General features: G+C 59.8%; 23 protein-coding genes. 9 read left to right on the top strand and 14 right to left on the bottom strand.

Features of this window, described 5'->3' with window-relative positions; translation table 11 throughout:
- Positions 1–101 precede the first annotated feature (101 nt).
- From msrP to DHV10_RS06925, 3 genes are all read right to left on the bottom strand, one after another.
- Positions 102–1097, bottom strand: coding sequence for a protein-methionine-sulfoxide reductase catalytic subunit MsrP (gene msrP / locus DHV10_RS06935; protein ID WP_109485511.1), 996 nt, complete (start codon positions 1095–1097; stop codon positions 102–104).
- A 100-nt stretch (positions 1098–1197) separates the two neighbouring features.
- On the bottom strand, positions 1198–2307 hold the full coding sequence (locus DHV10_RS06930) for a LacI family DNA-binding transcriptional regulator (RefSeq protein WP_109485510.1): 1110 nt from the start codon (positions 2305–2307) through the stop codon (positions 1198–1200).
- 171 nt (positions 2308–2478) lie between these two features.
- Complete coding sequence (locus DHV10_RS06925; RefSeq protein WP_239461313.1) at positions 2479–3111, bottom strand: MogA/MoaB family molybdenum cofactor biosynthesis protein; 633 nt, start codon at positions 3109–3111, stop codon at positions 2479–2481.
- On the opposite strand from DHV10_RS06925, the gene DHV10_RS06920 reads away from it, so the two are divergent.
- Positions 3110–4060 carry a diacylglycerol/lipid kinase family protein gene (locus tag DHV10_RS06920; RefSeq protein WP_109485509.1) on the top strand — a complete coding sequence of 317 codons (951 nt, stop codon included), beginning with the start codon at positions 3110–3112 and terminating at the stop codon, positions 4058–4060. The genes DHV10_RS06925 and DHV10_RS06920 overlap by 2 nt on opposite strands.
- 30 nt (positions 4061–4090) lie before the next feature.
- Here DHV10_RS06920 and rimM read toward each other — a convergent pair whose 3' ends face one another.
- The 3 genes from rimM to rpsP form a co-directional block, all read right to left on the bottom strand.
- Positions 4091–4696, bottom strand: a complete 606-nt coding sequence (rimM, locus tag DHV10_RS06915) for a ribosome maturation factor RimM (RefSeq protein ID WP_239461312.1) — start codon at positions 4694–4696, stop codon at positions 4091–4093.
- A 45-nt stretch (positions 4697–4741) separates the two neighbouring features.
- Positions 4742–5011 (bottom strand): KH domain-containing protein, encoded by a 270-nt coding sequence (locus DHV10_RS06910; protein WP_239461311.1) that lies wholly within the window; start codon positions 5009–5011, stop codon positions 4742–4744.
- Positions 5012–5158: 147 nt separating this feature from the next.
- On the bottom strand, positions 5159–5419 hold the full coding sequence (gene rpsP, locus DHV10_RS06905; RefSeq protein ID WP_109485507.1) for a 30S ribosomal protein S16: 261 nt from the start codon (positions 5417–5419) through the stop codon (positions 5159–5161).
- Between the two features lie 321 nt (positions 5420–5740).
- Here rpsP and DHV10_RS06900 point away from each other — a divergent pair, with 321 nt between their 5' ends.
- Positions 5741–6202 (top strand): DUF695 domain-containing protein, encoded by a 462-nt coding sequence (locus DHV10_RS06900; protein ID WP_162601274.1) that lies wholly within the window; start codon positions 5741–5743, stop codon positions 6200–6202.
- A gap of 28 nt (positions 6203–6230) precedes the next feature.
- On the opposite strand, the gene DHV10_RS06895 is transcribed toward DHV10_RS06900, so the two are convergent.
- Both DHV10_RS06895 and DHV10_RS06890 read right to left on the bottom strand, forming a co-directional pair.
- Positions 6231–6506 carry a hypothetical protein gene (locus DHV10_RS06895; RefSeq protein WP_109485505.1) on the bottom strand — a complete coding sequence of 92 codons (276 nt, stop codon included), beginning with the start codon at positions 6504–6506 and terminating at the stop codon, positions 6231–6233.
- 77 nt (positions 6507–6583) lie between these two features.
- A complete protein-coding gene (locus DHV10_RS06890; protein ID WP_162601273.1) occupies positions 6584–7429 on the bottom strand; it encodes an alpha/beta hydrolase in 846 nt (281 codons plus the stop codon).
- A gap of 113 nt (positions 7430–7542) precedes the next feature.
- On the opposite strand from DHV10_RS06890, the gene DHV10_RS06885 reads away from it, so the two are divergent.
- From DHV10_RS06885 to DHV10_RS06875, 3 genes are all read left to right on the top strand, one after another.
- The gene (locus DHV10_RS06885) at positions 7543–8253 is read left to right on the top strand and encodes an esterase family protein (RefSeq protein WP_109485503.1); all 711 of its coding nucleotides are present in this window, start codon (positions 7543–7545) and stop codon (positions 8251–8253) included.
- 142 nt (positions 8254–8395) lie between these two features.
- Complete coding sequence (locus DHV10_RS06880; protein WP_109485502.1) at positions 8396–8878, top strand: DinB family protein; 483 nt, start codon at positions 8396–8398, stop codon at positions 8876–8878.
- 311 nt (positions 8879–9189) lie between these two features.
- The gene (locus tag DHV10_RS06875; RefSeq protein WP_109485501.1) at positions 9190–11397 is read left to right on the top strand and encodes a DUF4139 domain-containing protein; all 2208 of its coding nucleotides are present in this window, start codon (positions 9190–9192) and stop codon (positions 11395–11397) included.
- A gap of 40 nt (positions 11398–11437) precedes the next feature.
- Here DHV10_RS06875 and DHV10_RS06870 read toward each other — a convergent pair whose 3' ends face one another.
- Positions 11438–12070, bottom strand: coding sequence for a cytidylate kinase-like family protein (locus DHV10_RS06870; RefSeq protein ID WP_162601272.1), 633 nt, complete (start codon positions 12068–12070; stop codon positions 11438–11440).
- A 136-nt stretch (positions 12071–12206) separates the two neighbouring features.
- On the opposite strand from DHV10_RS06870, the gene DHV10_RS06865 reads away from it, so the two are divergent.
- Positions 12207–13244 (top strand): ATP-grasp domain-containing protein, encoded by a 1038-nt coding sequence (locus DHV10_RS06865; protein WP_109485500.1) that lies wholly within the window; start codon positions 12207–12209, stop codon positions 13242–13244.
- A gap of 15 nt (positions 13245–13259) precedes the next feature.
- On the opposite strand, the gene DHV10_RS06860 is transcribed toward DHV10_RS06865, so the two are convergent.
- On the bottom strand, positions 13260–14084 hold the full coding sequence (locus DHV10_RS06860; protein ID WP_162601271.1) for a phosphatase PAP2 family protein: 825 nt from the start codon (positions 14082–14084) through the stop codon (positions 13260–13262).
- A 166-nt stretch (positions 14085–14250) separates the two neighbouring features.
- Positions 14251–14604: a hypothetical protein gene (locus DHV10_RS06855; protein ID WP_109485498.1), complete on the bottom strand. Its 354-nt coding sequence runs from the start codon at positions 14602–14604 to the stop codon at positions 14251–14253.
- A gap of 151 nt (positions 14605–14755) precedes the next feature.
- On the opposite strand from DHV10_RS06855, the gene DHV10_RS06850 reads away from it, so the two are divergent.
- Entirely contained in the window at positions 14756–14986 is a 231-nt protein-coding gene (locus DHV10_RS06850; protein WP_109485497.1) for an FmdB family zinc ribbon protein, read from the top strand.
- Between the two features lie 8 nt (positions 14987–14994).
- Here DHV10_RS06850 and DHV10_RS06845 read toward each other — a convergent pair whose 3' ends face one another.
- Positions 14995–15582 carry a DUF2569 family protein gene (locus DHV10_RS06845; protein WP_109485496.1) on the bottom strand — a complete coding sequence of 196 codons (588 nt, stop codon included), beginning with the start codon at positions 15580–15582 and terminating at the stop codon, positions 14995–14997.
- Positions 15583–15777: 195 nt separating this feature from the next.
- On the opposite strand from DHV10_RS06845, the gene murG reads away from it, so the two are divergent.
- The gene (gene murG, locus DHV10_RS06840) at positions 15778–16896 is read left to right on the top strand and encodes an undecaprenyldiphospho-muramoylpentapeptide beta-N-acetylglucosaminyltransferase (protein WP_109485495.1); all 1119 of its coding nucleotides are present in this window, start codon (positions 15778–15780) and stop codon (positions 16894–16896) included.
- A gap of 70 nt (positions 16897–16966) precedes the next feature.
- Here murG and DHV10_RS26965 read toward each other — a convergent pair whose 3' ends face one another.
- Positions 16967–17500: a hypothetical protein gene (locus DHV10_RS26965; RefSeq protein ID WP_162601076.1), complete on the bottom strand. Its 534-nt coding sequence runs from the start codon at positions 17498–17500 to the stop codon at positions 16967–16969.
- Positions 17501–17674: 174 nt separating this feature from the next.
- On the opposite strand from DHV10_RS26965, the gene DHV10_RS06830 reads away from it, so the two are divergent.
- Positions 17675–18478 (top strand): TIGR03435 family protein, encoded by an 804-nt coding sequence (locus DHV10_RS06830; protein WP_109485494.1) that lies wholly within the window; start codon positions 17675–17677, stop codon positions 18476–18478.
- A 136-nt stretch (positions 18479–18614) separates the two neighbouring features.
- On the opposite strand, the gene DHV10_RS06825 is transcribed toward DHV10_RS06830, so the two are convergent.
- Entirely contained in the window at positions 18615–19025 is a 411-nt protein-coding gene (locus DHV10_RS06825) for a hypothetical protein (RefSeq protein WP_109485493.1), read from the bottom strand.
- Positions 19026–19537: the final 512 nt, after the last annotated feature.

Here is a 19537-nt window from a genome sequence, read left to right as displayed (position 1 = left end):
CCGCGCCTGTTAGCGGGGCTAGCCGCGCTTCGCGCGTGTTAGCGGAGTTCGTGACGAGGTTACTAACTCCGATGCTTTGTGCGAAGCGCAGCGAACTCCGCTCAGTAGTTTCTGTCGAGGTTCATGCCGTTGTAGAGCGAGGCGACCTGCTCGGCATATCCGTTGAACATCAGCGTGGTGCGGCGCTGGGCGTAAAAAGGCTGGCCGATGCGGCGCTCCGTCTTCTGGCTCCAGCGTGGGTGGTCGTGGTTGGGATTCACGTTGGAGTAAAAGCCGTATTCACGGGGGTTCTGCTGGTACCAGGTGGTTTCCGGCATCTTCTCGACGAAGCGCACGGTCACGATGGACTTGGCTGATTTGAATCCGTACTTCCAGGGCACAACGATGCGGACGGGCGCGCCATCCTGATTGGGCAGCACCTGGCCATAGAGACCGAAGGTGAGAAGCGTGAGCGGGTGCATGGCTTCGTCCATGCGCAGGCCTTCGCTGTAGGGCCAGAAGATACTGGACTCGTCGGTCCACTTCTCGACCTTCTTGTCGTAGTAGGAGAGGAACTGAACATACTTCGCGCTGGGTAGCGGATCGCATTGCTTGATGAACTCAGAGAGCGAATAGCCGACCCAGGGAATCACCATGCTCCATGCTTCAACGCAGCGATGGCGGTAAACGCGATCTTCGAGGGGGCGCAGTTTAAGGAGAGCGTCGATATCGAAGGTCTTCGGCTGCTTGACGAGCCCGTCCACCTTTACGGTCCACGGGCGAGTAGGAAGGACGCCTGCGTTTTTCGCGGGGTCGCTCTTCTGCACTCCGAACTCGTAGTAGTTGTTGTAGTGCGTGATGTCTTCGAAGCTGGTGAGCTGCTCGCCCGTTGTGGAAAGCGGGCTCTTCACGGTCTGAAGCTTCGTAGCGTCCGCGAGGGCGGTTGTGCCCGGCGAGAGCAGGTCAGCGACGCGGTCCGCTCCGAGGACGGCTCCTCCGGCGGCGGCAGCGCCTGAGATCGCGGTGCGCAGAAAGCGGCGCCTGCTGAGAAAATCCTTGTAGCTCGACTCAGATGTGATCTCCGAAGAGGGAATGTCGGAGGGCTTGCGGATGAGCATGATGACCTCGCTGGGGAACCTTACAGCATCTATTAGACACCCGGGGGCTGGAACAAGTTACAGCCGAGCTGGACCAAGTTCGATAGGAAGAAAACGGGCCCTAAACCTTTGCGGCACTGCGGCGAGACGTCAGGCGAGTTTTGGCGAGAGCGGGGAGGCTGCCCCGCGGAAATGAAGTGGATTGGCGAACCACCAGGCGAGTGGGTATCTGCCATTCGGTTTGCTGAGCATGGGGTAGATCCGGCTCGATGCCGGCACGCAGCGCCTGGATCGCGGCTGCAGCAAGATGCTTGCACGACATTTGGACCGTGGTGAGCGGAGGCAGCACGAACTGCGTAAGGTGGATATCGTCGAAGCCGATCACGGAGACGTCATCGGGCACTTCGTGCGTGGTGCGATGAAGGCCGTGTAATACGCCGATCGCCGTCATGTCGTTGGAGCAGACAATGGCAGTGGGCATCTCACCGAGTTGCAGAAGGCTCTCTGTCGCTCGGATGCCGCCCTCCATTGTGTGCGTGCCTTCGATGATGTGCTCGCCCGGAACGGTGAGGCCGAGCTCGGACATGGACTTCAGAAATGCGTCGCGTCGCGCCACTGCGGAGCGCATGTGCAGAGGGCCGCTGATGAACGCGATCTTGCGATGACCGAGTGCGGCTAGATGCTGGACGGCTTCGCGGATGCCCTCGCCGTAGTCGACCTTGAGGACGCGGATGTTGGGCATGTCTGGCCCGGAATCGACGAACACCATGGGAAAGGCGCGATCGACAAGCTTCTGGATGAGCTCCTGCTCAATACCGAAGGTCATGATGGCGACGCCGTCAACGCTGCGCTGGAGCATGCGGCGAACCAGTGTCTCGGTGCGGGCAGGATCGTAATTCGTGGAGCCGATGAAGACCTCGTACCCTTGCTCGACGGCGAGGTTCTCGAATTCCTGCACCAGTTCCGGGAAGAAGGGATTCGTGATCTCGGAAACGACGAGGCCAAGCAGGCGGCTGCGGCCGGAGACGAGTGCGCGCGCCTGCGTATTGGGGACGTAGCCGACTTCGCGGATTGCGTTCCAGACACGCTCAGCAAGGTCGGGGGCTACGGTGGAGATGCCGTTTACGGTCCGCGAAACCGTGGCGATGGAGACGCCTGCGCGCTGGGCGACGTCGCGGATGCTGGCACTCGGCGCGCGGAGGCGATTCGTGTTTTTTCTGGGACCACCCACGGACGAGACGATTCTACGACATTTTCTCGTGTTTCACGAACAATCTTCGGGGCCGCTATCTGCAGGGAAGTGAAGGTGAGCGAGCGGGTTAGGGTCTCGAGCGGGCCTATCAGGGACTTCAAAGCCACCTGAAATAGGCAGCGGACCGGCAAACGTTTCCGCCGCCATTAGTCAAGATGGGTGGTTCTGGCCTCCGCCAGCGACCTCGATGGCGTGGTTCAGGAGCGGAATCACGGCTGAGAGGCTTTCTTCCGCGCCGCGCTTGCTGCCGGGCAGGTTTACGATGAGCGTGCTTCCGCGCAGGCCGGCAATTCCACGCGACAACCAGGCAAACTGATTTTTCGCGGAACCGATTGCGCGCATGGCTTCGGCGATCCCGGGAACAAGGCGATCAAGAATGCGGACGGTCGCCTCGGGCGTACGGTCGCGCGGGCTGAGGCCGGTTCCGCCGACGGTGAGAATGAGCGAAGCATGCATGCTGGACCACTCGAGCAGCCGAGCGATGATCTCATCCTCCTTGTCGGGGACGAGGGCGTTTGCGACGCGGGAGCCTGGCCAATGCTGGCGGAGAAGATCGGCCACGGCCGGGCCGGCAGTATCTGTCATGAGGCCCTGAGAGCAGCGATCGGAGACAGTGAGTACGCAGAGGAGCATCGGGATGATTGTAGATGCGCCGCCGGGTGGCTGCTGAAACTCAATGCTCTGCTCACCTGCATCTAAACATCTGGTCTGTAGAATGAAGCCATCCTCGACTTCGAGCAGCTTTAACCAGAGGAAATAGAGCGAAGGTAGAGCCCTGTCCATGCGCCGCGTCGCGCTTATCTACAATCCAGCTTCTGGCCAGCACTCGGCGCGGCGTTCGTCCAGCATCGAGAGCGTGAAGGCTGTGCTTCGTGATGCTGGAGTGGAGGCCGATTCGCTGGAGACGCATGCGCCGGGAAGCGGGAAGGCGCTGGCTGCAGCGGCGGTGAAACAGGGGCACGATACCGTGCTGGCCTGCGGCGGCGATGGGACGGTGCACGAGGTCCTTCAAGGACTGGTAGGGACCGACGTGGCGCTCGGAGTTGTTCCGCTGGGCACAGCCAACGCGCTGGCGCAGAACCTGGGGCTCGGCCGCAATCCGGTGAAAGCCATGCAATCGCTCCTCAGTGCGAAGCCGCAGCAGGTTCCGGTGGGGCGCATCTTCTTTAAGGAGACAAACGGGACGGATGGGTGGCGGTACTTTACCGTCGCCGCGGGTATCGGCGCGGACGCGCTGCTGATGTCGAGCATGGATCCGGAGTTAAAGCGCCGGTACGGGTACGCGCTCTACATTCTGGAAGCACTCAAGATCTGGGCAACGAACCCGTTTCCGCTTTTCGACGCGCGCTTCTCGGGCAACGGAAACGGAGCCGGGCGCGTAGAACAGGTTTCGCAGTTGCTCGCAGTGCGGATCCGCTCGTTTGGCGGCGCTTTGGGAGTGCTTGCACCAGGAGCCACACTGCACAAGAACGACCTGAGCGTGGTGGCATTCAAAACGCGCAGCCGCATCGACTACCTGCGGTTTCTGCTGGCAACTGTAGTTGGACGCCAGACGTTTTCGCGCACGATCGAGCTTCTCGACGCAGACTCGGTCGATTGCCGCCCACTCAATGGCGCCAAGGGGAGCGTCTTTGTTGAGGCGGATGGCGAGGTGCTCGGCGCGCTGCCGGCTCGCATTGAAGTGGCGCGCGAGAAGCTGACATTGCTGGTACCGCCAGGGGCGCAGCCGTGAGGCAGTGATCGTTTGCAGTTGTAGTCGTTCTCAGGCGTCGGGGCGATTCAGATCCACAAGGCCTTCAGGGAGGGCCATCTCGATCCGTTTGGATTCGATGTCGACGCGGCGCAGATAATCTTTCGCAAAAGGGATCAGGATCTCGTCACCAGCTGCCTTCGCGCTCGGAGACTTGCGATCGTGAAGTTCGGGCCGAATCACCAGCATCGGAACCGGTCCGGCGCTTCGGTCCACATCTTCGATAACGCCGATAAGAACGGGTTCCGAACGCACTACATCGATCAGCGTGCAGCCGATGAGATCGCCGATGTAGACGTCTCCCTCATCGAGTCGTGCTCGTTCTGAGCGGGGAATCGCGACAACGCAGCCGGCAAGCTGCTCGGCAGCGGAAATCGAATCGATCCCGGCAAAGTGGAGTACCACTCCGCCTTTATGCATCCAGTGATGCTGGAGTGTGATTTCCTGTGCGTCCGCGGAGATGTCCGAAGCGGCAGCTGAACTGCTTTTCAGCAGCCACAGCTTCCGTCGCTCCGCAAATTTTTCAGGGAAATCGGTGAGGACCTCAGCGAAAACTTCACCTTTGCGGCCTTGTGTGCGTTTGATACGCGCAAGCCACACCCAGCCCTCGGACGCCATCAATTGCGCTCAGAGTGATGAGTGACCCCGAAGGGATCGCCCATCCTACTCTTCGTCGTCCTCTTCAAGGATGTCGAGTGTGTAACGGTGATGCAGCTTCATACTCACGGCTCCCAAAATCGTGCGTACGGAGCGGGCGGTTCGCCCCTGCTTTCCGATTACTTTTCCAACATCCCCAGGAGCCACCCTCAGGCGCAGGACGGTGTTCTCGTCCCGCTGTACTGACTCGACTTCAACAGCGCCGGGTTCGTCTACCAAGGCCCGCGCGATCTCGCGGACCAGTTCGTCTACTGCGACCATGTCAACTTGGGTCATGAACTTGCCTCTGACCTAACTGTCCAAGGAGAAGCGACTTGGAGCGGTGCGCAGATAGTATCAGCACACCCCACCTAAAGTCAGCATTTTGTGTGTGCAATGCCAAAAAATCTAGCGCACACGAGGAATTTCACAAAAGGAAAAAATCTAGGCTACGGCGGGCTCAGCAGTAGCGGCTTTCGCTGGGTTTTTCTCGACCAGCTTGGCCACGATGGGAGAGAACTGCGCGCCGACGCTGCGCCAGTAGGCGATGCGGTCGTGCTTCAAGTCGACTGAAGCCGGGTTGGTGCGAGGATTGTAGGTGCCGACCACTTCGATTGACCGGCCATTGCGGGCGCGGTCCTTCTCAATCACAACGACACGATAGTAGGGCTGCTTGGGGGCGCCAACACGCGCCAAACGAATCATCACCACGGCGATACAGGTCCTTTCAGTTTCCGGTGCTCTGTTGCGGTCTTTTCGGGGTCTCTCGGCTGGCGCTGAGGCGGCGGCCTGTTTCCACCCGGACTTCACTGTTCGGTGCACCGGGGTCCCCAGGACAGTGCTGTCCCTGAGGGCGTAAGACACAACACCTAAGTATCGCCGAAACAGACCGTTTGAAGCAAGCTGTTCCCGTTTTGGCTTGAGGTGCCGAACGTGCAGGAAGCTGCTCAATTGAGCTGTGCGCAGGTCGCTGAATCCGGCATACTTATTGCAACCTTCACCTCAGATCCCAGGAGCCGCCGCGGCATGTGGCCATTTTCCACGAAAGAGCCCCTCAGTCCTGACAAACTGCCTTTACCGGATGCCTGGATCCAGCGCCAGACTCATGACCCGCTGGGCCGGACCATGCAAGTGCGAGCCAATACCGCGTACAGCAAGTTCAAGGGAGTGACCGGGTACGGCCAATATGTCTCGCTCGCGGTTCCGATGACGGACACCACCAGGGCGGGCTTTCCCAATCCCGGTGAAGTGGAAGAGCTGAATCGAATCGAGAATGATCTCTGCGAGGTGCTCGAGCGGAACCGGGAGTCCATCTTTGTCGGCACGACCACGATCCCCGGGATCCGCGAATTCATCTTCTACGCGCGTGATCCTGACGCCATGCAGCAGAAGTTTGACAACGACGTGCTGGCCCGCGTCTTCACCCATCGCATCCACCTGAAAATGCAACCGGACCCCGGGTGGGGCCTCTACCAGAAGCTGCTGTAGAGCCCGCCGCAGCGAAGACTGGCGCCAGCTAGTTCAGAGACGTGGCGAACGGGAACCCGGCATTTGCGACGTGAGCTCTGCGGCTCGCGAACCACCGCTCGGCCTCACGCTCGTCCAGGTACGTCCGGTCTTCGAAGCCCTTCCACTCGATTTGCTGAGCAGAGGCCGACCACGCGGCGTGGATTTCGCGGACAAGGTAACGGTGCTCTTCGGCGCCGCCGAGATCCACGAGCCGAAGCTCAACCAGCTCGTGATCGAGAAGCGGGGAATGGGGCGAATCGGTGTTCCAGAGGATCTCAGTCATGGCTTCATGCTGCGCCTGTTTAGAGCATCTGGATGTGAGCTAGCTCACTCAAAATACGGCCAAGAGCGAGGTCTGACCTAGGGCCGGCTTCGAGGAAACAGGAATCCAAGCATCGGCCGGACGCGCGTTGCCCAGCTCGCCTCATCGTGGGTTCCGCCCTCGACCTTGTCGAAGTGCAGCGTCTCGCCGGGATGCCAGCCATTTCCCTTGAGTCTGCGCGCCAGATGCTCGACATCCCGCAGCGTCTTCTGCCCCTCGTGATCGCCTACGTCAAGCCAGATCCTCGGGCGCTCCCACATTTGCGGTGCATGCTCGTTGAGGTAGCCGAGGATGCTTTTGTGATTCCACCAGACGCTCGGCGACAGAAGAGCCAGCTTGCCGAAAATGGCTGGATACCGGAGGCCCAGGTAGAGGCTGACGAGACCTCCGAGCGAAGAACCCCCGAGACCGACGCTCGCGCGGCTGTGCCGGACCCGATAGCGGCTCGCGATCCAGGGCATGAGCTCGTGCACGATCAGGTTGCCGTAGGCATCAGCCTGTCCCCCGCCCATTTGCCAGTTGTACTCGTGGGTGTATTCGGCGATCCGCCGGTCGCCGGTGTTGTAGATTCCGACGATGACCAGCGGCTCGACTTCCCCGGCTTCGACGGCTGCATCCGCGTGATCGAGGACCTGCCACGTACGACCGGGGACAAATGAGGTTCGGGCATCGAAGAGGTTCTGGCCGTCGTGCAGGTAGAGGACCGGGTAACTTTGGAGGGGAGCCTCGTCGTAGCCGGGCGGCACGTAGACAATCACATCGCGTTCAGAGGGCAGGTACTTGCTATTGAAGGAACGATGAAGACGCAGCCGCGGATGCAGAGAAGTATCGATCGCTGACATCGACGCTGCCTGTTCCGAGGTGAAATCTTCGTGTGGCTCCAAGCTCAACTCCTGCATTTCCCTCCATTCTGCGATCTCTGAATGCTGATCTCCGTCCTGTTACAGTATCAGCTAACCACCGCGTCTCATATTGCCCCCAGGAGCCCGCCCGTCGCATGAATCGCGAGTACCACAAGTGGTATTCCTCCCGGCTGGACCGCGAGATGGAGTTGCTCATCTTCGGCCACTCCGGCCTCCCAGTGCTCGTGTTTCCGACATCGGGAGCGCGATTCTACGAGTTCGAAGAGCGGCAGATGATTGCGGCTGTCGGCGATCGCGTCGAGCGCGGCGATCTGCAGTTTTTCTGCGTCGACTCCGTGGACATGGAGAGCTGGTACAACCGCAGCGTCCCACCGCGCTGGCGCATTGCGCGGCATGTTCAGTACGAGGACTACCTCATCCATGAGGTCGTTCCGCTGATACGCAAGAAGAACTGGGATGCGCATATGGTGTCGCTGGGCTGCAGTTTCGGCGGGTATCACGCAACCAACATCGCGCTGCGCCACCCTGATATTTTCACGGGTCTGCTGACGATGTCGGGGGCGTTCGATCTGAGCAACTTCCTCCATGGCTACTACGACCAGGATTGCTACTTCAACCTGCCGACGCACTATCTGCCCAACCTTGCTGATCCGTGGTTTTTCGATCACTACCGCCGCAATACATACATTCTGGCGACCGGCTGGGATGATCAGTGCCTGGGACAGAACCAGAACCTCGATCGGATTATGAGTTCCAAGGGAATTCCGCACAAGCTGTACACGTGGGATACATGGAACTCGCACGACTGGCCGACGTGGCAGAAGATGATTCAGGAATATCTGTGAAGCCGGCAGCCCGTAGCCGGAAGCCATAAGCAATCAACGCGGCAAGAGTTCAACGATTCACTTGTACCGCCGCTCCAATCGAAGTAAAAAGGGAACTGATGCTTGAGCTACGAGCTACTGGCTACAAGCTGCTTTTCTGCCCATGACCGAACTGAATCCCTACGCGAAGTTTCTCGATGGCCGGCCGCTCGAGACGATTCTCGGCAGCACCGCGCATGAGATTGCCAATAAATTGCAGATGATCGGGCCCGACCGTACCGTGCAGGCGCCAGCGCCCGGAAAGTGGTCGCCCGCTGAGATTGTGTGTCATCTGGCCGATTGCGAAGTGGCGTTCGCGTTCCGGCTGCGCCAGACGCTCGCGGAAGATCACCACGTGCTGCAGCCGTTCGACCAGGAGAAGTGGGCTGCGCCGTACGGCGGAGTGCCGGCGAAGGAGGCACTCAGCGCCTTTACTGCCTTGCGCACCTGGAACCTGCTGCTCATCAGGAAGGCTCTGGCCGTCTCGGCATCGAAGCCCGTAACCCACCCGGAGCGCGGGACCATGACCTTCCAGACGATCGTCGAGACGATGGCGGGGCACGATTTGAATCACCTCGATCAGCTCAAGCGCATTGCGGCCGGCTGAACAGGCCGCGCTATCGGCGTGGGCACTCAGGCTCGCACGGATGCGTCGCGGCTAAAGCCGTTTTTACAGAAAATTGGCAGAATCCAGCAGCCTGGGACGCTGCTGCTCCCTCCCGAGCCTGTACGGCGACTTCACTCTGCAGAATTCTTTGCAAGATCTTCTTGCCTCCTCGTTCTATGGGCAGTTGGACCTGTGTAGGGGAACCTTTTTTGCACTTGCGGGGTCCAACGCAATAGCGCTTCGAAGTTCGCAGTTCTATCTGTGCCCGCTATACAACGGTCTGAGCCATTACTCAGTCCCGAGGAGGATCGATGCGTCTCTGGGTCACCGCAGTTCTCGTTCTCGTTTCAAGCGCCGTCACGATTTCAGCTCAAAACAAGCAATCTCAGCACACCGGGCCGAAGGCTACGCCAACTTCACAGAAGGTGGAGCAGGGGGCGCAAAAGCCACTGCCAGTCCGCAAGGTCGTGCTCTACAAGAACGGTGTGGGCTACTTCGAGCATGCGGGTTCCATCACCGGAAATCAGCGCGTGACCATCGACTTTACTTCGCCGCAGCTGAACGACGTGCTGCAGTCGCTGACGGTTCTGGATGAGGGTGGCGGCCGTATTGCCGGTGTGAATTACAACTCGACCACGCCGCTCGCAGAGCAGCTGAAGACGCTTTCCCTTGGCATGACGGAGGATCCGACTTCCACTGAACTGTTCAGCGCTTTGCGCGGGCAGCGCGTTGAGGTGACGGGAGCGCCGGGGGGTGCGATCTCCGGCAGGCTGATGTCGATCGAGACGCGCGAGGAGAAAGCCGGCTCTGGTGATAGCACCTCGTCCGTGCAGAAATTCTTCCTAACACTGGTCGCGGGTTCAGGCGCAGTCCGCGTTGTCGAACTGACGCCAACGCTGAGCGTCCGCCCTGTTGATACGAACCTGCAGGGACAGCTCGACCGCTATCTGGAACTTCTCTCCACGACGCATGCGACCGGACTGCGCCATCTGACGCTGGATGCACTTGGTTCCGGCGCACGTCAACTGCGGGTCAGCTATATCAGCGAGGTGCCGGTGTGGAAGGCGACCTACCGGATGGTGTTCCCGAGGGAAGCGAATGGAAACGCGACGGTTCAAGGTTGGGCCGTTGTTGATAACACCGTCGGAGCCGACTGGGATAACGTGCAGCTGTCGCTTGTGGCCGGAACGCCGCAGAGCTTTATCCAGCCGCTGTCGCAGCCGCTCTACACTCGACGGCCAGAGATCGCGATTGCGACTGCGGCGCAGACTTCACCACAGACGCATGAGGCGGCTGAGACTGTCGAAGTTCAATCGGAGATGATCAGCGGAGCTCTCACGGCGCCATCGGCAATGGCCAAACAGAAATCGTTGCGGCAGGAACTGAAGGGCGGCTACAACGCCGCAATCGGGGGGCCTGTTCAGCAGCCGATCAATGGCCGGAATTTTGCGGCTCTTGCCGCAGCGTCGCCCGGTGTCGCAGGTAGCGGCTACGGTGGAGGTGTTTACCGCGCCAGCGACGCCTTGCAGGAAGGCGACGTCTCCACCTCGGCTTTCGACGATTTTTTTGAGTACGCGCTCTCGCAGCCGGTGACCATTCACAAGAACGAGTCGGCGATGGTTCCGATTCTGCAGCAGGAGCTTCCGGCGGAACACGTCACGCTCTGGAGCCAGAACAATCCCCGCCCCCTTCGTGCCGTCTGGCTCGAGAACAAATCGAAGCTCACGCTCGATTCGGGCAGCTTCTCGATCTTCGAAAGTGGCGAGTTCGCCGGCGAGGGCTTACTCGATCCGATTCATCCCGGCGAGCGCCGCCTGCTGAGCTATGCGACCGACCAGGCGATCCGTGTTAAGATCGCCGATCAAAAATCGCGCCGTACGCTGCACCACCTGCAGATTCGCAAGGGCCTTGTGATCGAGAGCTACATGGATGTGGCATCCATGACTTACTCGGCCAACAACACAGGCGACGATGACCGCACGGTCCTCATCGAACACCCGCGCCGCATGAACGGCTGGTCTCTCGGAGAAGGCGTAAAGGCCGAGGACACTACGCCCGACCTCTATCGCTTTCGGGTAGCAGTGAAACCGCATACCACGGAGAAGTTCGAAGTCAGCGAGCACGGGCCGGAGCTCACCACCGTCACGATCGATCCCAGCCAGAACACAAATTCCTATCTGCTCGAACTCGTCAAGCGAGTTCCTGACGCGGAGGCGCAGCTTAAGCCTGTTCTCGATGCGCAGGCGAAGCTCGCCGATCTCGATCAGGCCATCGCCGAATCGAAGCAGCAGGAACAGACTGCTTCAGCAGATGAGGCACGCTGCCGCGAAAACCTGACGGCGCTGAAGGGCAATGAAGCGGCCCGCCGGTTTGTGGATGAGCTCAATCGCGCCGAAGATCTGCTTCAGTCCACGCGCAAACACACGACCGACCTGGAGCAGCAGAAGAACGCGGCAGTTGAGAATCTCCGCAAGGCGATCAATGGACTCAGCTACGACTGGGACGCGAAGATCGGCTGATTGCGAGCAGCGGGTAGACGAAGCGCGACTTTTTGTGCCGTCAGCTACCGGCTGTTTTCCCTCCCGCCATCGCGAACTCGATCACGTGTGCAGTCATCTCCTCATCGTTTCCTGAGGAGATCATCAAGTCGTACAGATGCGGGTTCTTCCAGTCTTTGCCAAAACGCTGCTTCAGATATAGAGCGCGTTCGTCATCTACCTTTTGAAGGCGCTGCTCGAAATTGGCGCCCGGCTCCAGGCGGGTACGCAGACGATGAATCCGGATTCGCCGGGGCGCATAGACGAAGGCGTGGAAGACATCCGCTTTCGCTTGCAGGATGCACTGCGCTCCGCGTCCCACAATCACGCAATCGCCGATCTCGTACGCGTGCTCGATGATCTTCCTCGCAAGATCCGCCATTGCATCCGGATCGAAGCACTTTTCCTCTTTAAGCGCGACGCCGGCAGCCATGGCTGCTCCCCGCATCGCCTGCCGGTTGACGCGAGCAAGCCATCCTTCGACGTGTTCGTCGAACCGGCTTACGATTCCCGGATCGACTTTCGCCTCACCGGCGATCTCCTCGATGAGAGCGCCGTCCAGCAGTTTCCAACCCAGGCGCGTCGCGATCGACTGCGCGATCCGGCCGCCGCCGCTGCCGAACTCCCGCGATACCGTCAACACTCGATATTCCATGGAAGCCCTCCTCGTTCCGCCGAACAAGCCAACGTACTCCCGCGGCTCACGCCGGGCAGTGACCCGCCTCACTGATTGACCGCGGGAATCCGCTCCCTGCCGTACACTGGTCAAAAGTTTGGTAGCGGAGGTCAGCATGAAGAAGATCGGCGTCCTGTTTGGCATGGAGAACAGCTTTCCCGGTGCGCTTGTGGAGCACATCAACGCCCGCAATGTAGAGGGCATCCAGGCCGAATTCGTCGAAACTTCCGCAGTCCATCTGGACAAGCCCGCACCCTATGCGGTGATCGTCGATCGTATCTCACACGACATTCCGTTCTATCGCGCGTACCTGAAGCACGCTGCTCTCAATGGCACCGTCATCATCAACAATCCTTTCTGGTGGTCGGCTGACGATAAGTTCTTCAACTATTCTCTGGCGGAGAAGTTAGGCGTTGCCGTGCCGCCCACCGTCATTCTTCCGCATAAGAAGCATCCAGAGGGCACGACGGAACGGTCGATGCGCAACCTCGAGTACCCGCTGAACTGGGACGGAGTGTTTGAGTACGTAGGCGAGCATGGGTTTATGAAGCCGGTGGACGGCGGAGGGTGGCGTGATGTCTACCACATCCACAATCGCGAAGAGTTCTTTCATGCTTACGATCAGTCGCGCGATCTTTGCATGCTCTACCAGAAGGCGGTTGACTTCAACGAGTACTTCCGCTGCTACGTGGTAGGCCAGAGCAAGGTCCACATCATGCCTTACGACCCGCGGAGGCCGCATCACGAGCGGTACATCCAGAACCCGCCGGCGTACGATCCGAAGTTGCTGGCCCGCGTGGAGAAGGATGCGCTCGCGCTTTGCCGCGCACTGGGATACGACCTCAACACGGTCGAGTTCGCCGTCGAGGACGGTATTCCGTATGCCATCGACTTCATGAATCCCGCGCCGGATGCCGACTTGCATTCAGTCGGCAAGGCGAACTTCGAGTGGATCATTCGTGAAGTGGCCGACCTGGCGATCGCCAAGGCCGAGCATGCGCCGGCCGCGCCAACCGATCTCCGCTGGTCGACGTTCCTTGCCGGCACGTCGGGGGCAGCCTCGAAGAAAACCGCCGCGAAGAAACCCGCTGCGAAGAAGAAGTCCGCCAAACCTGCGGAGCAAGCAGCGGCGGACTCTGTTTCCAGTTCCTGATTTTCTGGGTAGTTCTTACCTCGGTTTCAGGGTCTGGTATTTCGCGATCGAGTACCCCAGCGATGCTCCCATGAAGACGTCGGAAGCGAAGTGCGCCGATTCCGTAATGCGCGAGAAGCTGATGGCCGTCGCCATGGTGTAGGCGAGCACCGGAACCCAGGGCTTGCCGCGATGTCTGTAGCGTTCCGCTACGACGGTGGCAACGGACCAGACAGCGGTCGAGTGTCCTGAAGGGAAGCTGCTGCCTTTGAGCGGAGATTTGCCGCCATTGAAGAAGGTGTCGCCGAAGTCGCCGCCCGGAGGTACATCGCTCGGCCGCTGACGACGGGTGATTGCCTTGATTGCGAGGTTGATGACTACGCTGTCGCCATATGCCTCGGTAGCCAGCAGCGCAGTGTTGACCTCCCGGTTATCGTGCCGGAGATAGCCGGCGGTCAGCAGTCCGGCGGGCAGCGCGATCACCTCTCCAGTCGTGATCATGGGATCGAAGACGTCATTGACTTTGTCCAGGTTCTTCTGGTGCTTGCGGAAGTAGGGAGCGTCATGCGGGTCGAGGTAGATCAGCGCGACGGTCCCGCCTACGACCAGCGCGGTCGGGACCAGGGCGTTTCCCTTGAATAGCCGTACCGGGAAGGTCCAGAGATCTTTCTGGTCGTGCAGGAAATCGCCGGGCATGCTGCGCCAGGTGGCTTCTCGTTGCGGCTCTCCGGTGGTGGTGTCGACCTGGGGTCTCCCGGGCTGTGCCGATCCATCAAAGGCGGCGAGGTTGCCGAAGGGTTCGGGTGATGCCGCGGCTCGCGCACTCTCGGCCACCGAGGCCGGTGCGGGGGCATCGGGCAATTCCAGTGCGCTTTGGCAACGTCCCGAAAGCGGCGCGCAGGCCAGGCAAATCAGGCAGGTAGATATGCTTAGGGACTTCTTTAAGGCGTTCATCAACAACTTTGGATGCAGGAATGTTGCAGCACGTTAAATCGGCTTTTTGACGATGGTAACTATGAACGAAAGTTCATGCGGCTGGAGCGGCCGGTCCGCGGAACCAGGTCGATGTCTCAGCGCAGAACAGAGCCCATACGATCATTGCGCAGAAAGCCGCATGCACGGCCAGCTCTCCGATCGGATGGAACAGGCTCAGCCCGACATGGAAGAGTATCCATGCCAGAGCAAGCCAGCGGGCCCACTGCTGACGCATGAGCAGCCCCACCCCGCTGATCGCTCCTGTGAGCTCCGTGAGCTCGATCGCGACGGCATCTGGGTGACGCGCCCACAACTCCGGAAAGTGCGCCACGAACCCAATCACACCTACCAGAAGGTAAAGGGATGCAATCACGACCAGAGGCCACGGCCTTTTGCCTACGTTCATCGCACTCCAGTATGCCGCAGAGAGGCAAGATTCGGAGCGAAATCTGGGAAAACGCTCCCCTCCGATTGAGCCGCGGGCGCTCGGAAGGCACTCGCATCCTAAGGGAGGAGTAGCTGGCGGAAGATGTCTAGAATGGGATAGAGGTGTTGCGATGCCTGCCTACGAATATTTATGCGAAGAGTGTTCCTGCCACTTTGAGAAGCGTCAGAAGATGAGCGATGCGGCTGTCGAGCAGTGCCCCGAGTGCGGTGGTCACGTCAGGCGTCTGATCAGCGGCGGAGCGGGTGCAATCACCAAGGGCGCAGGCGGCCAGCAGCCCGCTGCACCTCCGTGCGCTTCCGGCCAGTGCTGCGGCGGCGGGATGTGCGGGTTCGACAGCTAAATACGCTGCTAGTTGACGAAGCGCTTCTTTACATCGCCTGACGTCAACAGATAGGGAATGATTGCTCCCGCCCAAAGCAGGTACCGGACCAGGGTGATGTAACCGGCGGACAGATTCGCATCGGGAAACATTGAGTTGATCGCGGACACCACGGCCACCCTGAACAGGACTGTGAGTGACACGTAGGCCACCATCAGCATTGGAAAGCTCTTGTGCCTGGTGTAAAAGAGGAAGTTCAGAGCCAGTGCGGAGATGACCAGGAACGCGTTCATCCCGATCTCGAAATAGAGAAGATTCAGCAGGCCAGGATGGCTCTGCACATAGGTCTGGAACTGGTCGCTGCTCAACCTGGGCAGTTCATTGTTCATGATGGCGAGCACGCGGATGATGGGCGAGACGATAAGGCTGATTGCCACCGCCCACAGCCACTTCGAGAACGAGGCTTGTCCCGGAGCTCTTGTGGCGCTCTGCACCCCGAGAGACGGCACGACGGTTTCGCCAACTGCAGCAGGGGCGAGGTTCCTGTTGCCGCACATCATGCACGACGTCACACCTTCGGGTATATGCAAACCGCACAGCCTGCACTGAGTCGACATGGGCCCTCGTTCCTGTGGTTGGAGTTTCGGCGATCATCTCGTGGGGTGTCGTTGCTGTCAATCAAACAAAGGTTTTGCGATCTGGTTACCACGCGCGGATGGCCAGAGAACTCGCGGCAGGCTTTGTTGACAAATGGAGTTCAGTAGCCGGCCGGGTGGCGCGGCCTGCGCGGGGCAGGGCAATACGATAGGAGCATGGACGCGACCTTAGCTCAGACAGCGACTGGAACTTCAGGTTCCGGTATCCGCGTTCTGATCGCAGGAGGAGGGACCGGCGGCCACATCATTCCGGCGCTTGCCGTTGCGCACGAGCTTGTAACAAAGTATTCCGCTGACGTACTTTTTCTCGGGACGTCGCGCGGCATGGAATCGCGCCTGGTGCCTGCGGCAGGTTTTCAGCTTCGTCTGATTGAAGTGGGTCCGCTCAAAAACGTATCTCTGGCGACGCGCATTAACACCATGCTCGATCTGCCGCGCAGCGTCTTTGCATGTCGCAGACTCATCGGCGAGTTCAAGCCCAAAGTTGTGCTCGGTGTCGGGGGATATGCGTCCGGGCCGGGAATGGCTGCTGCGATCTCTCTTGGCATTCCCACCATGGCCTTCGAACCGAATGCGATGCCGGGCCTTGCGAACCGCCTGGTGGGCAAGCACGTTCAGGCTGCCGCCGTAAATTTTCCCGCCGCAGCGCTGTATTTTCGGAATGCGGAGGTCACCGGAATCCCTGTACGTCCGGAGTTTTTTAAACTTGCTCCGGCTACGGGCAGCTCGCCGCACCTTTTGGTGTTTGGTGGATCTCAAGGAGCGCGCCTCTTCAACACCACTCTGCCAGCCATCGCACCTGCGTTGCTGCATGCCGTGCCGGGGCTCACGATTCTGCATCAGGCTGGAGCGCGCCATGCGGAAACCACAGAGGCTGCATACCGCGAAAGCGGGGCGGATCCGGGGCGGTGGCGGGTCAGCGGATTTCTGGACGACATGCCGGCGCGTTTTGCGCAGGCGAATCTGGTGATGGCGCGCAGCGGCGCCTCGACGGTAGCGGAACTGGCCGCAGCGGGTAAGCCTGCGTTGCTCGTACCCTTTGCGGCGGCTGCGGACGACCACCAGACCTGGAACGCCGAGGAGATGGTGAACGTAGGTGCGGCCATCATGGTGAAGGAGCCCGAACTTGCTGATCATGACAAGGTGCTCGACCATCTCGTCCAGCTGCTCACGTCGCCCGAGCGCCTGGCGACAATGTCGGCCGCTGCTCTGACCCAGGCTCACCCACAAGCCGCGCAGACAATCGCCGAGCGCCTCGTTTCGCTGGGCAGATAATGATCCCGAAAACAGAAAGCCCGGATGCCTGAGCACCCGGGCCGGTAGAACTCTAATCTAGCTCAATCTCTTATCGATGGCCGCCACCGCCGTGGAAACCTCCACCGCCGCCATGGAATCCGCCACCACCGTGGAATCCTCCGCCGCCGCCAAAGGCACGCGGAGCAACTCCGCCGTGATAACCGCCTCCGTAGCCGCCGCGGTATCCACCGCCGTACCCGCCTCGATAGCCGCCTCTGCCCCAGTCGTGATCATGGCCGTACCAGCCCCGGCCGCCGTACCAACCGCGACCGCCGTAGTAACCGCGTCCGCCGTAATAGCCGGCGTGCCGCCAGCCCCATCCGTACCAGGGGCCCGCACCCAGGAAGACTCCGCCGACAAACCAGTTAGGTCCGTAGTAGCCGTAGGGCGCGCAAGCGTAAGGATAGTAGGGGTAGTAGCCCCAATCACAAACCGGCGGACCGTAATCCACGTACTCCGCTGGCGCTGGAACCACTTCCGGACCGATGCCGATGCCTACAGAGACCTGCGCTTCAGTCGATTTCACGGCGACGAAGGGCAGAGCAAGAATCAGCGCGAATAGGCCTAACTTTAAGGTTTTCATAAACTTTGTCGTCTTCCCGTGCTGTTCGATCCTCTTGCAGTCCAGGATCGTTTACCTCAGCACTAGCCGGCCACTTCTCCGATCTGCCGGCTGCTATTTATTTGAACAATCATTCTCGGAATAAGTTGCGGTACCGGCACGAAGTTCAACCAGCTGACGAGGTTCTGCGCTAGCATGGCGTCCATGTTGATGCGGCTTCTCCGCCCGGCATTTGCTTCGTCTCTCTGGATCGTTGCAGCCGGCATTTGCCACACGGTGGTTCTTGCCAGCCAGACCCCTTCCCAGCGGCTCACGTTCGAGGTCGCTTCGATTCGTCCCGCCGCCTTGGATACTCCCGGAGGGGAGGGAAGCACGCGTTCTCAAATCCAGCCCACGCCCGACGGGCTGACGCTGCGCAACATAGACGTCGATGCGATGATCGAGTGGGCTTACGGCCTGCAGCACTACCAACTCGCTAACCCGGGCCTGCTGCACAATCATCGCTACGATGTGCGCGCTCGCGCTGCAGGATCCGCGTCTGAAGCCGACGTGCGTCTCATGCTCCAGAGCCTGCTTGCCTCCAGATTCGGCCTCCGACTCCATCATCAGCAGAAGTTGACCCCCGTCTACGAACTCGTCGTGGACAAGGGTGGCCCCAAGCTTTCTCCGGACAAGTCGGATAAACTTCCCGCTTCCTACCCGCGCGAGACGTTCCCCCGCGTCGTAAATGGGAGCTTCGTCTTCTCAAACACTTCAATGTCTGAGTTTGCGCAGCAGCTGACGGAGATCCGGGGAATCGACCTGCCGGTGATAGACCGCACCGGAATTCGTGGCGTCTACAACATCACTTTGAAGTCAGCGGCAGCCGCGGTTCGCGATCCGAACGGTCCGTCGCTGTTGACGCTTATTCGCGAGCAACTCGGGCTGAGGCTGGCCTCTGCAAAAGATCCGATCGATGTTGTCGTGGTCGATCACGTCGAAGAGCCGACGGCAAACTAATCGCCTCCCTCGCCTGCGGGACCAGTGCAGAAAGAACGGCCTCTCTGTTGAGGAGAGGCCGCGAGGCAAGTGGGACAGATGAACCAGCGAACTATATTTAACGAACTTTATCTATAAGCGATCCATCGCGGGCAGCTTACCTGCGCCAGTGGTCGTGATCCCGGTCGCCGCCGCGGAAATGGTCATCTCGATCGAAGCGGCGATGATCGTCGCGGTCATAGAAGCGCCTATCGCCATCTCGATCCCAGCGGCGATCATGGTCGCGATCGTACCGGCGATAGTCATCGCGGTCGATGTGACGGTATCCGCCGCCATAGTAGGTGTAGCTAACGCCGCCCACATAGTTCCAATATCCCGGTACCCAATATCCACCGTCGTAGTAGCCGTTCACCCAGGAATATCCGGGGCCGGGGCAAGGAGGAACGTAGGCCTGATCTCCAACACCTACCGAGACTCTCCACTGGGCCGCATCTGCTTTCGGAGCACCCATCGCCAAACCGCCGGCCAACACTGCTGCTCCAAGTACCCATTTCGCTACGTTCTTCATAAATACCTCCGTCCCTTCGGGACTTTAATCCGAACCGGCTGACCAGCTCTGGAAGCTTGGCTCTTGCTGCTTCCTGCTGCGCCGTTCATGTCCAGTAAAAACACGGCTGGGCCGCAAGGTTGCGGTTTCCGGTGCGAAATAAATAGCTGAATCCTTTCGCGGGCTCGTGTGTCAAATGGCTGGTTTTCCTTAAGTTAGGCTTAATTCGGCTGCTAAATCGATTGGCTCTCCGGGGTTAAGAAACTGCATGGAACGACAGCGTCGGAGAACGAAGAAAACCGCAACAGAAAGTCCCTCGGTCTCAGGCGATCCGATTCAACTTTACGCGCGACTCTGCTGAGGACTTATCTGGTTCGTTGCTGCAGAACTGCCTTGTTTATGCGATCGGGAGCCTTGCGCATGAGCTGAACTCCTCGCAGGGTGGATGAGAACTCGAATGCGTATTTGACGTTCTCTGTTGTTTGCTTTTCCGACCCGCTCTCTAAAGCAACACGCTTAAGCAGTGCGCCATC

Source organism: Occallatibacter savannae (genome assembly GCF_003131205.1).
GTDB classification, from domain to species: Bacteria; Acidobacteriota; Terriglobia; order Terriglobales; family Acidobacteriaceae; genus Telmatobacter; species Telmatobacter savannae.
Note: the sequence above shows the minus strand (reverse complement) of the source record. Positions and strands in the feature narration are given on the sequence as shown.

Bases quoted from the DNA above. Each gene is read 5' to 3' on its own strand.
- msrP (WP_109485511.1), bottom strand. From the start codon at position 1,097: ATGCTCATCCGCAAGCCCTCCGACATTCCCTCTTCGGAGATCACATCT.
- DHV10_RS06920 (WP_109485509.1), top strand. From the start codon at position 3,110: ATGCGCCGCGTCGCGCTTATCTACAATCCAGCTTCTGGCCAGCACTCG.
- DHV10_RS06925 (WP_239461313.1), bottom strand. From the start codon at position 3,111: ATGGACAGGGCTCTACCTTCGCTCTATTTCCTCTGGTTAAAGCTGCTC.
- rimM (WP_239461312.1), bottom strand. From the start codon at position 4,696: ATGGCGTCCGAGGGCTGGGTGTGGCTTGCGCGTATCAAACGCACACAA.
- DHV10_RS06910 (WP_239461311.1), bottom strand. From the start codon at position 5,011: ATGACCCAAGTTGACATGGTCGCAGTAGACGAACTGGTCCGCGAGATC.
- rpsP (WP_109485507.1), bottom strand. From the start codon at position 5,419: ATGATTCGTTTGGCGCGTGTTGGCGCCCCCAAGCAGCCCTACTATCGT.
- DHV10_RS06900 (WP_162601274.1), top strand. From the start codon at position 5,741: ATGTGGCCATTTTCCACGAAAGAGCCCCTCAGTCCTGACAAACTGCCT.
- DHV10_RS06895 (WP_109485505.1), bottom strand. From the start codon at position 6,506: ATGACTGAGATCCTCTGGAACACCGATTCGCCCCATTCCCCGCTTCTC.
- DHV10_RS06885 (WP_109485503.1), top strand. From the start codon at position 7,543: ATGAATCGCGAGTACCACAAGTGGTATTCCTCCCGGCTGGACCGCGAG.
- DHV10_RS06880 (WP_109485502.1), top strand. From the start codon at position 8,396: ATGACCGAACTGAATCCCTACGCGAAGTTTCTCGATGGCCGGCCGCTC.
- DHV10_RS06875 (WP_109485501.1), top strand. From the start codon at position 9,190: ATGCGTCTCTGGGTCACCGCAGTTCTCGTTCTCGTTTCAAGCGCCGTC.
- DHV10_RS06870 (WP_162601272.1), bottom strand. From the start codon at position 12,070: ATGGAATATCGAGTGTTGACGGTATCGCGGGAGTTCGGCAGCGGCGGC.
- DHV10_RS06865 (WP_109485500.1), top strand. From the start codon at position 12,207: ATGAAGAAGATCGGCGTCCTGTTTGGCATGGAGAACAGCTTTCCCGGT.
- DHV10_RS06855 (WP_109485498.1), bottom strand. From the start codon at position 14,604: ATGAACGTAGGCAAAAGGCCGTGGCCTCTGGTCGTGATTGCATCCCTT.
- DHV10_RS06850 (WP_109485497.1), top strand. From the start codon at position 14,756: ATGCCTGCCTACGAATATTTATGCGAAGAGTGTTCCTGCCACTTTGAG.
- DHV10_RS06845 (WP_109485496.1), bottom strand. From the start codon at position 15,582: ATGTCGACTCAGTGCAGGCTGTGCGGTTTGCATATACCCGAAGGTGTG.
- murG (WP_109485495.1), top strand. From the start codon at position 15,778: ATGGACGCGACCTTAGCTCAGACAGCGACTGGAACTTCAGGTTCCGGT.
- DHV10_RS26965 (WP_162601076.1), bottom strand. From the start codon at position 17,500: ATGAAAACCTTAAAGTTAGGCCTATTCGCGCTGATTCTTGCTCTGCCC.
- DHV10_RS06830 (WP_109485494.1), top strand. From the start codon at position 17,675: ATGGCGTCCATGTTGATGCGGCTTCTCCGCCCGGCATTTGCTTCGTCT.
- DHV10_RS06825 (WP_109485493.1), bottom strand. From the start codon at position 19,025: ATGAAGAACGTAGCGAAATGGGTACTTGGAGCAGCAGTGTTGGCCGGC.